We start from the raw sequence: 13,722 nt of genomic DNA on the forward strand, positions 1-13,722 counted from the left end.
GCGGCAAATTTCAATCAAACATGATAAGCAGTACTTATCAATTGTAATAGTGATTGCACGTCACAACAAAAGTAATGAACAAAAATACCAGATTTTGAGCATCAAGCAGGCGGAGGATATTCCACGCAGCAAAATATCAATTCTGTAGAACCAATCATGAAAAGAAACCCAGCCACTGCGCCCAGGCAAAATGCAAGGGAGCAAAAATGACGATTCCGATTGCGAAATAGCTCAGCAGCAGGCGCACCGCCTGGACTGAGGGTATCCGGCCGATTGACAATGTCAGCAGAAGGGGCGGTACCAGATAGGGAAGTGGCACTAGAACCCATGTCGGGACCTGCGCTAGCAGCACCGATTCAACCGGCCACCCGGTAGCGGCGGCCAGCTGTCCGGCAAGCGGTGTCATCACACCAGGTGCTGTCGGGACGGTGGTGCCGATGGCGACCAGCGAGCCGATGAACGTCAGCGCGGCGAATATCGCAGCGTTGCTGGTTAGGTTCGCTTGCTGGAACAATGTCACCAGATAGTCTCCTACCCAGCCGCTGATGCCGGTATAAGAAGCGACCACGCCGAAACCGATTACGCCGGACACAAAGAAAATCGGCGCGATGTTGATTTTCTGGGGCAGATCCGCGACCGGAATAACGCCAACTCCCGGCAGCGAGCAAAACAATGCAGCGCCCATCGCGACCCAGGCAGGGGCAATGCCATGCCATGCGTCGGTGATCCAGAGCAGAACAGTGAGCGCCAGTACAACGGCGAGTTTGATCTGTGACGGGGTCAAAGGTTCGGCGTCTGTCGCGGTTGGGATTTGCCGGGGCGTTTCCCGAAAGAACAACCAGTTTAGCGCGATCGTCGTGACGAAGCTAAACAGACCAAGCACCGGGAAGTTCAGAAGGAAATAGTCGCTGTAGCTGAACGAAACGCCATAGAGGCCCTCGGCTGAGCCCGACATCACCAGGTTTGGGACGTTCGAGGGCAATATGGTGAAGGCGGGTAGGGAGGTGCTCATCCCTGCGGTCAGAACCAAACCTGCTTGCCCGTTCGACCCGGCCTCGAACCCGAGGCGTTTGGCAAGGTGAACGGCGATGGGTGCCATCAAGACGACTCGCCCGATGGCGGTGGGCACGATGAACGATAAAAGAAGCCCTGCCAGCGCAATCGTTGTCAACGCGCCCAGGTAGCCCGGGGCAGAATGCAAGGCCAGCCGGTTTACCAGCCGGTCCCCCAAACCGCATTGCGTCACAGTATGGCCGATAACCAGTCCGCCAAAGATCAACCACAAGGCGCTTGAGTAGTATCCCGAGAACACAATTTCTGGCGGGGCGATCACCAATAGCGCCGACAGAAACAAGAAAAGCAGCGAGGTAAAAAATTCGGGAACGACACCGGTGATCCATAGGCCCAGGGTGAATATCGCGACGCTCATGGCGCGCAACATCGTCGGATCAACGCCCGCCAAAGACTTGCCACTTTGCCCTGTAATCAGCAGCCCGATCCCTACAAGAGTTGTAAGCAGGGCAATCACCCTGGCGGGTCTTGGCCTGCTCTGTGTGACAAATAGGTAGGGTCGGCTAACAGAAAGCCTGGCCATCGCGATCTCCTGACATGTCGATTGGATCGCGCCAGGATATCACTCAGGCACATAAAATCCATTCATGGCTTTTTATTTACCGCATTAGGAAAATTATATGCCGCGCGATGGCTGGGGTAGGGCAATTCACAGGTTTTTCATCAATTCTGGCACTCCGGCCGCGATCGCGGATATTCTGTTGCGCAACCACATATGGGCCGGATCGTTGGTGCTGCGTTCGTGCCAGATCATGTAGATTGTCACGACATTGCCTTTGAATGGCAGCGGTGCGGCACTCAGGCTGCTCAGTGTATGGAGTCGCATCAGGTTCATTTCGGTGGCGATCAGCCGTGTGCCTTTGATAAAGGGCGGAATCGCGTTGAAATTCGGCACCGATACCCGCGGTTCCCGGATTTGCGACGCTTCCAGGTCGGTTATCACCTTTATCGAAGTGCCACCTCCCGCAAATTGTACGGTCAGATGATCGGCTTTGCAGTATTCCTCCCAGGTCGCAGGCGGGTCGCGCATTTCAGCGTCATAAAAGCACATCATATCGCTTGCAAACAGAGGCTTCTGGAAAATGTCCGGCCCGTCCGGCGGCAGCGGCGTCAGAGCAAGGTCGCATTGCGCCTCGCGCATCATGTTTACTGTCGGTTGACCCGATGGCAAAAACCGGATGTTCACTGAAATGTCTTCTTCCCAGGCTTCACGCAACAACTGCGGGAACACCAAGTCACGCTGCATGTCATTGGCAGCGACCACAAAACGCATTTCCTCTGTTGTGGGATCGAAGATGCGATCGTCGGTCAGGTTCTTAAGGCTGTCGAGCGCCCTTTGCACCGGTTCTTTCAGCGCAAGTGCCGTTTCCGTCGGCATCAGCCCTTGACCGGACCGAACGAAAAGCGGGTCGCCAAGAATCTTGCGCAACCGAGAGAGCGTGTGGCTGACCGCGGGCTGCGTAACCCCCAACTGTTCGGCGGCAATCGAGACCGAGCTGTTTTCGAGAATTGCGAGGAAAGTCCGGAGGATATGGCCGTCCAGGTCCAAGAAATTAGTTTTTTGCATGAGATATATAAAAGCACATAAATAGATTGAATGTCTAGCTGCGCGTACTCTGCACTGATCAAATTAGGCGGAGGAACGCAATGAAACTTACCCAAATCCTCGGCGCACTGACTGTCGCAACTTCGACAGCCATCGCCTCATTCACCCATGCGGAAGAACTGTCGGTCGCGACCTTCATCCCGCCGCAGCACCACGTCAATGCGAATCTGTTCCAGTGGTTCGGCGAAGAGCTGGAGAAGCGCTCTGGCGGTTCTCTGACCATGAAGCTCTACCCGGCGGGCCAGTTGGGCGCCGGTCCGGTGCAGCAATACAAGCGTGTTGTTGAGGGCGTCGCCGACATCACATTCGGTCTGCAGGCCTATACCCCCAACATCTTCCCGCGCAGTATGCTGATCATTCCGCCGGGCAAGTCCACCACAGCAGTAGAAGCCACCCAGCGACTGCTGGGTACTTATGACGAGCATCTGGCACAGGAATATGAAGATGTGAAACTGCTGGGTCTTTTCACGACGGCCGGCAATATCTGGGCCGCCACCAGCGATGTGTCGACCATGGAAGGCGTTCAGGGTAAGAAGATGGTGCCCTTTGCCGCAATGACCACCCCGATCGTCGAGGCGTTGGGTGCCGTTCCGGTGCAAATGCCAGTGACCGAGATGTATACTGGCCTTTCTACTGGCACTATCGACAGCACCACAGCGACATACAACAATATCACCGCGCCCTGGAACTTCTGGGATGTGTCGAGCCACTTGGTGACCAATGTACCGGTGCAATTCGCAGTTTTCTTCGTGGCGATGAACAAGGAACGTTACGAGGGTCTCTCGGATGAGCACCGCGCCATCATCGACGAATTGGCGGGTGAGGCATTCTCGCTGAAAGGTGCCGAAAGCTTCGATGGGGCTGACGCACGCTCCAAGGAGATCATGCAGGGCGCCGAACAGATGGCCAACGTTACCGAGATTGTCGTCAGCGATGATGAGCGCGCCAAAATGGATGCTGCGGTCACGGAAGGTTTGGAAGTGATCTTTGCCGACTACGAAGGTCGCGGCATCGAGAACGCCCGCGCGATTTACGAAGCAATCAACAACTAAAGACCTGGCGGCGCGCCCGATTTGCGGGCGCGCTGTCCGGGTGACTATTCGCGGAGGTTCGAATGTCGGAAAAAGCTAAATTGCCCATCTGGATTCGTTTGATGGACAGAGCAATTCTGATCACTGCCCTGGTTGGCGGAACTCTGACTCTCGCCTTCATGATGCTTCTGAGCACGGCCAACGTGCTTGTAATGCGCAAGATGCTTAATGCGCCGATCAAGGGTACCGAGGATTTGTTGATCCTGAGCTTGGTGATCCTCGTGGCCATCGCCATTCCCCTTGGTGGTCGGACCGGTGCGCATATCGAGATCGAGGTCATGGAAAGCCGTATGTCGGCCGGGTTTGCGAAATGGTCGATGGTGTTTTTGCGCCTGATCGGCAGCGTGCTGATGTTCATCATGTCCTATCAGTTAATCCATGCCGGACAGAAGGCGACCAAGTTCGGCGAAACCACCCAGCAGCTGCTGATTTCCTACGAACCGTTCTACTACCTGCTGGCCGTCTGCATCGGGCTCTATGCGGTGGTTCTGATCTTTGACGTGTTTCAACTGCTCACCCGCGGAGTGATCCGCCTGATTAATTTGGGAGACTCCGAATGAGCCTGGCTTTGATTGGCATTCTCGGACTGCTTAGCCTGTTCGTGTTATTGGGACTGCGGTTTCCAGTTGCCCTCTCGATGGTTTTCGTCGGCGTGATCGGGACCATCATCGCCACCACTCAGAAGTTCCTTCTGGTCGGTATGGATCCGGATCAGGCGCTGTCGCGGGGTATCAAGACCGCGATGTCAAATATGTCGGGTGAGACCTTCGAGGCAGCGTCGAATTACAATCTTTTGGTCATTCCGATGTTCGTGCTCATGGGTAACCTAGCTGGGGTGTCGGGCATGTCGGCCGATCTGTTCAACGCGGCTTATCGCTGGATGGGGCATTTGCGCGGCGGTTTGGCTTCGGCCACGATCGCGGCCTGCGCAGGGTTCGCGGCGTTGTCAGGATCGTCCCTGGCGGCGGCGATCACCATGGGGCGCGTGGCCTTGCCCGAGATGAAAAAATTCAACTATTCGGACAGCCTTGCCACCGGATCGGTCGCAGCCGGCGGTACGCTGGGCTTCCTGATCCCGCCCTCTGGGGGCATGATCATCTATGCTGTGCTGACCGAGCAATCGATAGGGCGGCTGTTCATGGCCGGTGTCATCCCTGGTATCCTGCTGACCCTGCTGTTCGTTGGCGCGATCTATCAGACCGTGCTGCGCAAGCCCGAAACTGGGCCCGCGGGTGAAAAGGCACCTTGGCCTGAACGCCGCGAAGCACTGATTTCCGCACTGCCCTTCGCCTTTGTGGTGGGGATCACCATCGGCGGCATGTATACCGGATTCTTCACCCCGGTGGAGGCGTCTTCGGTCGGTGCTTTCCTGGCCTTTCTCGTGGCCCTCTGGCGGCGAACGCTCAACGGGGCTGCGATCCGCGAAGTTGTCCTGCAGACGATGAAGGCCTCGGCCACGGTATTCCTGATCATCATCGGGGCTTTCATCTTCATCCCTTTCATGTCGCTGACCGAATTGCCCGGCCAACTGGTGTCGCTGCTGACGTCACTACCGATCGGGGATTACGGCATCCTGCTGGTTATCATCCTGATCTACATGTTCCTGGGCATGTTCCTCGAAGGCATCGCGATGCTGGTGCTGACCATTCCGGTGGTGCTGCCGATCATCGCCGCACTGGAATTCGGCTTCGATCCGTCAATGGCCAGCATGAAAATGATCTGGTTCGGCGTGCTGGTGGTGATCGTGTTGGAGATGGGCATGATCAGCCCGCCGGTTGGCATCAATGTCTTCGTGGTCAAATCCATCGCGCCAGGTGTTTCCATGGCCGAGGTTTTCCGCGGGATCTGGCCGTTCTGGTTCGCCATGGCCCTGATGCTGGTGCTGCTGATCCTGTTCCCTCAGATCGCCATTTGGCTGCCACAGACCATGATCGGCTAGGACTTTAACGAATGACTTGAACGGCTTTGCTGCCACGAACCGGCATTTGCACGGCCCCCTATAATCCTTAGTTTGGAAGGAGCACAGCCATGAACAACATGGATCAAGTGATCACCACCGAGATTTTCATCAACGGCGAAGCCCGGCGGGCTTCAGATGGTGCGGTCTATGATATCTTCAACCCCGCACGACCCGACGAACTGGTCGGTCATGCGGCATCCGCCACCGAAAAGGACGTCGATGATGCGGTCAAGGCCGCCCATGCAGCCTTCCCGGCCTGGGCGGCGCTTGGCTTCAAGGAACGGGCGGCGCTGCTGCGCGAGGTGGCGCAGAAGCTCACCGCCGACGAAGAGGACGTCAAATTCCGCTCGCGCTTGTTCACCCGCGAACACGGCAAGATTGCGCGTGAGACCCTGCTGGAGATGTCGCGGCTGGGGGATCGTTTCATGCAGGCCGCCGCATTTGCCGAACGCCTGGCAATCGACGAAGAGATCAAAGGCCCTCCGTTTGATACGCTGATCGCTCGCCAGCCGCGCGGTGTCGCGGCCCTGATCGTGCCGTGGAACTGGCCTCTGTCGATTCTGGGCGCAAAGCTGCCTGCGGCTCTGGCCGCCGGTAACACGGTGGTTGTCAAGCCTTCAGCCAATTCGGCGTTGGCACCGTGTCTGACCCTGCAGATCATCGCGAGGATGCTGCCGCCGGGTGTTGTGAACATCCTCACCGGTTCAGCGTCGACCATTGGTGATCCCTTGGTTGGGCACCCGCTGGTGCGCATGGTGAATTTCACCGGCTCCACAACCATAGGCCGTCATGTCATGAAGGTGGCCGCCGACAACATCACCCCGGTCACGCTGGAACTGGGTGGCAACGACGCCGGGCTGGTGCTGGATGACGCTCAGCTGGATGATGATGCGTTCAACCGGATGTACTGGGGCGCGTTTGGCTCGTCAGGGCAGATCTGCATGGCGCTTAAGCGGCTCTATGTGCATGAAAGCCGTTATGACGAGGTGATCGACGGATTTACTGCCGTATGTGAGCGTGCGGTTGTCGGTGATGGACTGCTGCCGGAAACCACCATGGGGCCGGTCAACAATGCCAAGCAGCTCAAGGTGGTGACCGACATGATCGCCGAGGCCCGCGCCAAGGGTGCCGAAGTGCACGAATGCGGCCAGGTGCCGGACGAGGCATTGTATAACGGCGGGGGGTACTTTCAGAAACCTGCGCTGGTTTACGATGCCGACCCGTCGCTATCGATCGTTCATGAAGAACAGTTCGGACCGGCTCTGCCGATCATGAAGTTCAAGACCGATGAAGAAGCCATCGCCAAGGCCAATGACAGCATCTTCGGCCTGTGTTCTTCGGTCTGGACACCGGATCAGGACCGTGCTGTTGCAATCGCCTGCCAGATCGAGGCCGGTTACACCTATCTCAACGCGCACGGCCCGACAGCACAGGATTCACGCGGACCGTTTGGCGGCTTCAAGCAATCCGGGATAGGGCGCAATCTGGGCTACGACGGTATCTTGTCCTTCACCGAGGCACACACGATCACCGGACCCGAAGGGTTTCTGTTATGAGCGTACAACGGACATCCGTGGCCCGCGTCGCCGTCTCTCCGGCGTCGCGGTACCTGCAGCAACTCGCCCAGCACTTCGCGCACAAGGTCGACGTTGAGCAAACCAAAACGGCGACTAGGGTAAACCTGAGCTACGGGTATTTCGAGCTAAGTACCGATGGTAACGACACCCTCATCATGAGGACATTTGCGGATACGGATGAGCACTGCAAACGGCTGGAACATGTCGCAGCTTCGCATTTGGAACGATTTGCCTTTCGCGATCCGCCCGTGATCGTTTGGTCCGAGGGGGAGTGACGCGAACGCGCCGTGAACGACGGTTGCTCTGGGAAACTCTGCATTATTGGCATCGGCGGGCTGGCTTTTCTGATCAACGATCCGAAAGGCCAGTCCAAGAGTGAACTGATAGGCTTGCGATCCCCGCGTTTCGCGGAAGACAAATACGGTTATATCGCAAAGCTACGACAACAATCCCCGATTGGGCGTCGCGAGATGTGATTCACAAGTTATTCAGATCAAATGGGCGATCGCGCGCTGGTGCTGATCCCGGTCGCAACAACGTCCACGAAGGGGAGAGTCCGCTGAAAATACGCGTGGCTATGACCAAGCGCATCTGAAACCGCATTTTGAACGTGCGGTTGCCCGCTTTGTTCGAGCTGGTTTGGCGGCTCAGTCCAGTGTGATCGGGTCCGAGACATTGATCGACCCGCCTTTCACGACCCGGCAGATCAGCCCGGCGCGATCCGTGAGCGGAACCGAGACCTGTTTGCGTGCGGCAACATTCAGGAACCGGCACGTGTTGCAGGGGCGCAATCCTTCAAGAATGACCGCTCCAACCGAAAAGGTTTTGCCGACGAGCTGCATCAGCGCAACGCCTTCGGTAGTCAAATTGCGCCGGTGTTCTTGAGGTCGCAGTTCGAGGCCGCGCTCCTGCTTCAGGGCGTGCAGCATTTCATTCTCGAAAAGGGTCACGTCGCGAGAGCCTGGGGACCGGGAAAATCGGCCATTCCCCTCCAGATACCTGTCACCCTCCAATCCTGCGTCGGCAACGGCGATGGCGCTTTGATGCGAAACCATCGGTCGCCCAGATCTCGGGGCCGTGTGAATGTGTAGAAGTCTGCCGTTACCCATAAGAGCCCCCTTCGTTCGTGTGTCCTCGCATCGCTCGATGTGGTGTTAAAAAAGGTTTTTGCTGGATCATGTCCGGACCCAGTCGTGGATCGGATTCACGTAGATGATTTCGCGCCGTATTTCTCCTCTAACCTGTGCAGCAGCGCCATCGACCGGGGCAGGAAGAAATAGGAGTTGAGCAAAATGTTGCAGATCAGGAGTACGACGGTGCGCGGGTAACCGGTAGGGAAATCAGGCGAAATCAGATCGGCGATCCAGCCGAGACAGGCCCCGACGACCAGAACCCAAAAGGTCAGGACCGTCACGGTTTTCCATTTCTTGTGGGCATGTGTTGCGCCCAGCCCTCCAAGCAGGGAATCTAGATCCCAGAGCCGGTTCTTGACCACCTCGCCTTCGATGTATTGCGACAATTCCTCTACGATTTCCCTGCGCGTAGACGACTGTTCCCAGGCGATCAGATCATCCAGCGTTGCAAATGAGATCACCGTGGCGGACGTCCCGGCAGATTCGTTTGAAGGCACGTTGTGTCGGACCTCGATGAACCCGGGTTGCGCTTTTAGTGCCTGCTCGAAACGGTCCAGAACCTCGTTTACCGCATCCCTTTGAGTTTCGCGGAACTTGCGAACGATGACAGACAGGACAGGTGACGCGTTTGACATTGTGTCCCTCCAACTCGGAGGCGCCCTTTGCGAAATTTTATGGGCACCGTAATCACCGTCAGAGTAGGAACCATGTCTTGATGCCACAAGTGCCCGACCGGCCGGGTGAGGGCCCAAATTCGCACGCTCTAAACTTCACCGACTCATCGCCAAGGGCGTTCAGAAGGTAGTGCATTGAAGTGTCGGAAAAGCATAAGTAGCTGTTTTAAATTTCAAATTGTCAAGAGTGTGACAAGTGTCCGGGAATTCGGTGGCGACCGCGAAGATCATGGTCAAAGGGTATTTATAAATTTTCATCATAATAAATATCACCACACATCAATAGCTCGAATGAATTTCAGGGCTTAGGATCGAGTGAAGAAAGCCGAAGTTCAATTCCGACAAAAGGTGAAAACAACATGCTTACGAACAAGAAAATCATCGTGACCGGCTGTGCATCAGGGATCGGTGCCGAAACTGCGCGCCTGGTTAAGGAACTTGGTGGCACCGTCATTGGCGTTGACCGCAACGAAGCCTCCGAAAATGTCGCTTCCTTTTTCAAGGTCGACTTTGGCGATCAGAACTCGATCGACGCTTTGGTTCAGGCGCTGCCCGATGGCATCGACGGGATTGCCAATATCGCGGGTGTACCGCCAACCGTGGACGCCGAGACAGTGATCCGGGTCAATCTGGTCGGTCTGAAATACTTCACCGAAAAGATGATCGACAAGCTGGCCGACGGCGCGTCCATCGTCAATCTGGCCTCGCTGGCCGGGCTGGGTTGGCCGAATTCGGTCGAACAGATCAAGGATGCTGCCAATCTGGATTTCGGCCAGGTCGCAGATTTCGTTGCGCGCCATGGCATCGACAAGGAACAGGCGCGCTCCTACTTCTTCGCCAAGGAAGCGCTGGTCGTCTGGACGATGCAGAACCGTTGGACATGGCGCGATCGCGGCATTCGTGTGAACGCTGTCAGCCCCGGTGCTGTCGAAACCCCGATCCTGCAGGATTTCCTAGATACTCTCGGTGAAAAGGCCGAACAGGCGCGTAAGGTCATGGATCGCGCCGGTACGCCGAAGGACATAGCACCGGTGGTCACCTTCCTGCTATCGGACATGACACCCTGGATTCGCGGCACCAATATCGCCGTGGATGGCGGACAGGCGGCCAATGCCCTTTGCGGTATGAACGGTCTGTAAATCTCCTCCCCAAGCAAGTGCCTGGTCCGTCTTTTCAAGGGCGGGCTAGACAACCTTTTGTAATCCCGTTGTCCCGCGGCCAAAGCGCCGCCTCGCTGGAGAAGTTCACCATGACGGAAAAAAAGAGCGCCCTTGTCATCAGTGCCCATGCCGCCGATTTCGTCTGGCGCTGCGGCGGCGCCATTGCCCTGCATCAGGAAAAGGGCTATGACGTGACCATTGCCTGCCTGAGCTATGGTGAGCGGGGTGAGTCTGCCAAACTCTGGAAACAGGAGGGCTGCACGCTTGAGCAGGTGAAGGCTGCACGCAAGGTCGAAGCCGAGAAAGCTGCTGCGGCTCTTGGCGCACACGATATCGTTTTCTTTGACGCCGGTGACTACCCGCTCGAACTCAAACGTGAACAGAAGTTTGAAGTTGTGGACCTGATCCGCAAGGTGCAGCCCGACTTCATGTTGAGCCATTCGGCATACGATCCCTACAACACCGACCATATGTATGCGACCAGCATCGCCATGGAGTGCCGGATGATTGCCCAAGCCTGGGGCCACAATCCGGGCGAGAAGGTTCTGGGCGCACCGCAACTCTACTTGTTCGAGCCGCATCAGACCGAACAGATGGGCTGGAAGCCTGACACGTTCCTCGACATCACCCCGGTCTGGGACAAGAAGCGCGCTGCAATCGAATGCATGCAGGGGCAAGAGCACCTGTGGGACTATTACACCAACGTCGCCAGCAACCGTGCCAACCATTTCCGCCGCAACTCTGGTGGCATGGCTGGCGGTCGCAAGGCCGAGTATGCCGAAGGTTTCCAGTCGGTTTACCCACGCACTGTGGATGAACTCTGATGGGTGTCGTCGTTCAGCATATCGAGCGGGCAGACCCGGCCATCGTAAACGGGCTTGCCGAATGTGGTGTCGCAACCGTGCATGAAGCACAAGGGCGCAAGGGTCTGCTCGCTTCTTACATGCGGCCGATCTATTCGGGGGCGCGGATCGCGGCCTCGGCGGTCACCATCTCGGCTCCACCGGGTGACAACTGGATGCTGCATGTGGCCATCGAACAGCTGCAAAAAGATGACATCCTGGTGCTGGCACTAACCTCGCCCTGCGAAGACGGTTATTTCGGTGACCTTTTGGCGACATCCGCCAGGGCCCGCGGGTGTGCCGGCCTGATCATCGACGCCGGCGTGCGTGACGTGCGCGATCTGACGGAAATGCAGTTTCCGGTCTGGTCCAAGGCCGTATTTGCTCAGGGGACCGTCAAGGAAACGTTGGGTTCGGTCAATGTGCCGGTCATCTGCGCGGGCGAATTGATTAATCCTGGCGACATAGTGGTCGCCGACGATGACGGCGTCTGCGTGGTACGCCGCGAAGAAGCTGCCGAGGTTCTGAAAAAGGCGCAAGCGCGCGAGACCAATGAGGCGGAAAAACGGGTGCGCCTGACCAATGGCGAACTGGGTCTGGATATCTATGACATGCGCGCCCGCCTGGCGGAGAAGGGCCTAAAATATGTCTGACGCCGGATGGTCTGGAGCGGCCAGATGCATGTGGATGCGGGGCGGCACGTCCAAGGGCGGGTTTTTCCTTGCCGAAGATCTGCCCGACGCGCATGCCGCGCGTGACCAGTTCCTGCTTCGGATCATGGGTTCACCCGACGCGCGCCAGATCGACGGTTTGGGCGGCGCGGACCCTCTGACGTCCAAAGTTGCGGTGGTTCGCAAATCGACCCGCAAGGGCGTTGATGTGGACTACCTGTTTCTACAGGTATTTGTCGACGAGGCGGTCGTGACGGATGCGCAGAATTGCGGCAACATCCTGGCTGGGGTTGGAGCCTTCGCGATTGAGCGAGGACTGGTTCAGCCGCAGGACGGTATCACGCCAGTTACCGTTTTCATGGAGAACACCGAACAGATCGCCACCCTTAAAGTTCGAACTCCGGACAGGCGCGTTGACTATTCGGGCGATGCGCGGATTGACGGTGTTCCCGGAACGGCTGCGCCAGTACCGATCACTTTTCGGGATACGGCAGGGTCTAGCTGCGGCGCACTTCTGCCCACCGGTCGCGCGGTGGATGAGATCGACGGCACTCCAGTAACGATGATCGACAATGGAATGCCCGTGGTGGTTCTGCGTGCCAGTGATTTGAACGTCGATGGTGCAGCAAACCGCGAGGCCCTCGATAGCGATCAAGCACTGAAGGCGCGTCTGGAGAGCATTCGCCTGCAAGCCGGGCCGTTGATGAACCTCGGCGACGTAACATTCAAATCGGTGCCGAAGATGACGCTCGTCAGTGCCGCGCGACAGGGTGGAGCAATCTCGACCCGAACCTTTATTCCGCACCGCTGCCATGCCTCGATTGGGGTTCTGGGCGCGGTTAGCGTCGCCAGTGCCTGCCTGATCGAAGGGACACCTGCGGCAGCAATGGCACAAGTGCCGGATGGCACATCGAAAACCCTCTCTATCGAGCATCCAAGTGGTGAAACAACCGTGATGGTCGATTTGACTGAAGATGGCGCCATCGAGTCAGCTGCCATCCTGCGGACCGCCCGCAAACTGTTCGACGGAACTGTATTCTCTGACTGAAGGACAGCCCTATGGATTCTGATTATCTTGCCTTTCACCCAAATCCGTCCAAACCGGCCTTCGAGGTGCCGCTCGGGGCGGTCGATGCCCATTGTCACGTTTTCGGTCCGGGGAGAGAGTTTCCCTATGCACCCGAGCGCAAGTACACACCTTGCGACGCAGGAAAGAACCAACTCTTTGCGTTGCGTGACCGGCTTGGTTTTTCACGCAACGTAATCGTTCAGGCGTCGTGCCACGGGCGCAACAACGATGCCCTTGTAGATGCGTTGAAAGCCGCCGGAAATCTGGCGCGTGGCGTTGCGGTTTTGGACCCGGACATCACAGACGGCGAACTCAATGAGCTTAACGCAGCTGGGGTGCGGGGCGTTCGGTTTAACTTCGTCAAACGTCTGGTCGACAGCACACCCAAATCGGTGTTTCAGGGTATCGCCGAGCGGATCGCTGCGCTGGGTTGGCACATCGTCGTCTATTTCGAATCCCCCGATCTGGAAGAGCTGACCCCGTTTCTGACCACTCTGCCCACCACGGTTGTTGTGGATCACATGGGCCGACCCGATGTGACCAAAGGGGTGGAGCACCCGGATTTCCAGAGCTTCATTCGCTTGCTTTCGGAGAATGAAAACTTCTGGACCAAGGTCAGCTGCCCGGAACGGCTGACGATCGACGGCCCGCCTTATGACGACGTTGTGCCCTATGCGCGGGAACTGGTGGACCGCTTCCCGGATCGGGTTCTATGGGGAACAGATTGGCCGCATCCGAACATGAAATCCCACATGCCGGACGACGGGCATTTGGTCGATATCATCCCGAAAATCGCCACAACGCGTGAGAAGCAGCAGGCTTTGTTGGTCGATAACCCAATGCGCCTGTACTGGCGTTAAACCTGCAT

At 57.2% G+C, this 13,722-nt stretch carries 14 protein-coding genes; 10 read left to right on the forward strand and 4 right to left on the reverse strand.

Annotated elements, in window-relative coordinates:
* Nucleotides 1-154: 154 nt before the first annotated feature.
* Nucleotides 155-1,528, reverse strand: coding sequence for an SLC13 family permease (locus GOX63_RS18715; RefSeq protein ID WP_170546790.1), 1,374 nt, complete (start codon nucleotides 1,526-1,528; stop codon nucleotides 155-157).
* Nucleotides 1,529-1,720: 192 nt separating this feature from the next.
* A complete protein-coding gene (locus GOX63_RS18720) occupies nucleotides 1,721-2,638 on the reverse strand; it encodes a LysR family transcriptional regulator (protein ID WP_170328276.1) in 918 nt (305 codons plus the stop codon).
* An 80-nt stretch (nucleotides 2,639-2,718) separates the two neighbouring features.
* Here GOX63_RS18720 and GOX63_RS18725 point away from each other — a divergent pair, with 80 nt between their 5' ends.
* The 5 genes from GOX63_RS18725 (at nucleotide 2,719) to GOX63_RS18745 (ending at nucleotide 7,580) form a co-directional block, all read left to right on the forward strand.
* Complete coding sequence (locus tag GOX63_RS18725; RefSeq protein ID WP_170328275.1) at nucleotides 2,719-3,729, forward strand: TRAP transporter substrate-binding protein; 1,011 nt, start codon at nucleotides 2,719-2,721, stop codon at nucleotides 3,727-3,729.
* A 101-nt stretch (nucleotides 3,730-3,830) separates the two neighbouring features.
* Nucleotides 3,831-4,328 carry a TRAP transporter small permease gene (locus tag GOX63_RS18730; RefSeq protein WP_170328274.1) on the forward strand — a complete coding sequence of 166 codons (498 nt, stop codon included), beginning with the start codon at nucleotides 3,831-3,833 and terminating at the stop codon, nucleotides 4,326-4,328.
* Nucleotides 4,325-5,707, forward strand: a complete 1,383-nt coding sequence (locus tag GOX63_RS18735; RefSeq protein ID WP_170546792.1) for a TRAP transporter large permease — start codon at nucleotides 4,325-4,327, stop codon at nucleotides 5,705-5,707. Before GOX63_RS18730 ends, GOX63_RS18735 begins: the two co-directional genes overlap by 4 nt.
* 89 nt (nucleotides 5,708-5,796) lie before the next feature.
* Nucleotides 5,797-7,284 carry an aldehyde dehydrogenase family protein gene (locus tag GOX63_RS18740; protein ID WP_170328272.1) on the forward strand — a complete coding sequence of 496 codons (1,488 nt, stop codon included), beginning with the start codon at nucleotides 5,797-5,799 and terminating at the stop codon, nucleotides 7,282-7,284.
* Nucleotides 7,281-7,580: a DUF2218 domain-containing protein gene (locus GOX63_RS18745; protein ID WP_170328271.1), complete on the forward strand. Its 300-nt coding sequence runs from the start codon at nucleotides 7,281-7,283 to the stop codon at nucleotides 7,578-7,580. Before GOX63_RS18740 ends, GOX63_RS18745 begins: the two co-directional genes overlap by 4 nt.
* A 372-nt stretch (nucleotides 7,581-7,952) precedes the next feature.
* On the opposite strand, the gene GOX63_RS18750 is transcribed toward GOX63_RS18745, so the two are convergent.
* Together GOX63_RS18750 and GOX63_RS18755 are read right to left on the reverse strand one after the other, a co-directional pair.
* On the reverse strand, nucleotides 7,953-8,360 hold the full coding sequence (locus GOX63_RS18750) for an MOSC domain-containing protein (protein WP_217356233.1): 408 nt from the start codon (nucleotides 8,358-8,360) through the stop codon (nucleotides 7,953-7,955).
* Between the two features lie 149 nt (nucleotides 8,361-8,509).
* Nucleotides 8,510-9,073: a hypothetical protein gene (locus GOX63_RS18755; protein WP_170328269.1), complete on the reverse strand. Its 564-nt coding sequence runs from the start codon at nucleotides 9,071-9,073 to the stop codon at nucleotides 8,510-8,512.
* Between the two features lie 398 nt (nucleotides 9,074-9,471).
* On the opposite strand from GOX63_RS18755, the gene GOX63_RS18760 reads away from it, so the two are divergent.
* The 5 genes from GOX63_RS18760 (at nucleotide 9,472) to GOX63_RS18780 (ending at nucleotide 13,714) form a co-directional block, all read left to right on the forward strand.
* Complete coding sequence (locus tag GOX63_RS18760) at nucleotides 9,472-10,251, forward strand: coniferyl-alcohol dehydrogenase (protein ID WP_170328268.1); 780 nt, start codon at nucleotides 9,472-9,474, stop codon at nucleotides 10,249-10,251.
* 110 nt (nucleotides 10,252-10,361) lie between these two features.
* Nucleotides 10,362-11,096 carry a PIG-L deacetylase family protein gene (locus GOX63_RS18765; RefSeq protein ID WP_170328267.1) on the forward strand — a complete coding sequence of 245 codons (735 nt, stop codon included), beginning with the start codon at nucleotides 10,362-10,364 and terminating at the stop codon, nucleotides 11,094-11,096.
* Nucleotides 11,096-11,767, forward strand: coding sequence for a 4-carboxy-4-hydroxy-2-oxoadipate aldolase/oxaloacetate decarboxylase (locus tag GOX63_RS18770; RefSeq protein ID WP_170328266.1), 672 nt, complete (start codon nucleotides 11,096-11,098; stop codon nucleotides 11,765-11,767). The genes GOX63_RS18765 and GOX63_RS18770 overlap by 1 nt, the downstream gene beginning before the upstream one ends.
* Entirely contained in the window at nucleotides 11,760-12,833 is a 1,074-nt protein-coding gene (locus GOX63_RS18775) for a 4-oxalomesaconate tautomerase (protein WP_217356234.1), read from the forward strand. The genes GOX63_RS18770 and GOX63_RS18775 overlap by 8 nt, the downstream gene beginning before the upstream one ends.
* An 11-nt stretch (nucleotides 12,834-12,844) precedes the next feature.
* Nucleotides 12,845-13,714 carry an amidohydrolase family protein gene (locus tag GOX63_RS18780; protein ID WP_170546795.1) on the forward strand — a complete coding sequence of 290 codons (870 nt, stop codon included), beginning with the start codon at nucleotides 12,845-12,847 and terminating at the stop codon, nucleotides 13,712-13,714.
* The last annotated feature ends 8 nt before the right edge of the window (nucleotides 13,715-13,722 follow it).

This window comes from Ruegeria arenilitoris (assembly GCF_013031355.1).
Lineage (GTDB): Bacteria > Pseudomonadota > Alphaproteobacteria > Rhodobacterales > Rhodobacteraceae > Ruegeria > Ruegeria arenilitoris_C.

What these genes read in the sequence shown, in the direction of transcription:
- GOX63_RS18745 (WP_170328271.1), top strand. Translation starts at nt 7,281, where the DNA reads ATGAGCGTACAACGGACATCCGTGGCCCGCGTCGCCGTCTCTCCGGCG.
- GOX63_RS18755 (WP_170328269.1), bottom strand. Translation starts at nt 9,073, where the DNA reads ATGTCAAACGCGTCACCTGTCCTGTCTGTCATCGTTCGCAAGTTCCGC.
- GOX63_RS18775 (WP_217356234.1), top strand. Translation starts at nt 11,760, where the DNA reads ATGTCTGACGCCGGATGGTCTGGAGCGGCCAGATGCATGTGGATGCGG.
- GOX63_RS18765 (WP_170328267.1), top strand. Translation starts at nt 10,362, where the DNA reads ATGACGGAAAAAAAGAGCGCCCTTGTCATCAGTGCCCATGCCGCCGAT.
- GOX63_RS18725 (WP_170328275.1), top strand. Translation starts at nt 2,719, where the DNA reads ATGAAACTTACCCAAATCCTCGGCGCACTGACTGTCGCAACTTCGACA.
- GOX63_RS18720 (WP_170328276.1), bottom strand. Translation starts at nt 2,638, where the DNA reads ATGCAAAAAACTAATTTCTTGGACCTGGACGGCCATATCCTCCGGACT.
- GOX63_RS18780 (WP_170546795.1), top strand. Translation starts at nt 12,845, where the DNA reads ATGGATTCTGATTATCTTGCCTTTCACCCAAATCCGTCCAAACCGGCC.
- GOX63_RS18740 (WP_170328272.1), top strand. Translation starts at nt 5,797, where the DNA reads ATGAACAACATGGATCAAGTGATCACCACCGAGATTTTCATCAACGGC.
- GOX63_RS18735 (WP_170546792.1), top strand. Translation starts at nt 4,325, where the DNA reads ATGAGCCTGGCTTTGATTGGCATTCTCGGACTGCTTAGCCTGTTCGTG.
- GOX63_RS18760 (WP_170328268.1), top strand. Translation starts at nt 9,472, where the DNA reads ATGCTTACGAACAAGAAAATCATCGTGACCGGCTGTGCATCAGGGATC.
- GOX63_RS18730 (WP_170328274.1), top strand. Translation starts at nt 3,831, where the DNA reads ATGGACAGAGCAATTCTGATCACTGCCCTGGTTGGCGGAACTCTGACT.
- GOX63_RS18770 (WP_170328266.1), top strand. Translation starts at nt 11,096, where the DNA reads ATGGGTGTCGTCGTTCAGCATATCGAGCGGGCAGACCCGGCCATCGTA.
- GOX63_RS18750 (WP_217356233.1), bottom strand. Translation starts at nt 8,360, where the DNA reads ATGGTTTCGCATCAAAGCGCCATCGCCGTTGCCGACGCAGGATTGGAG.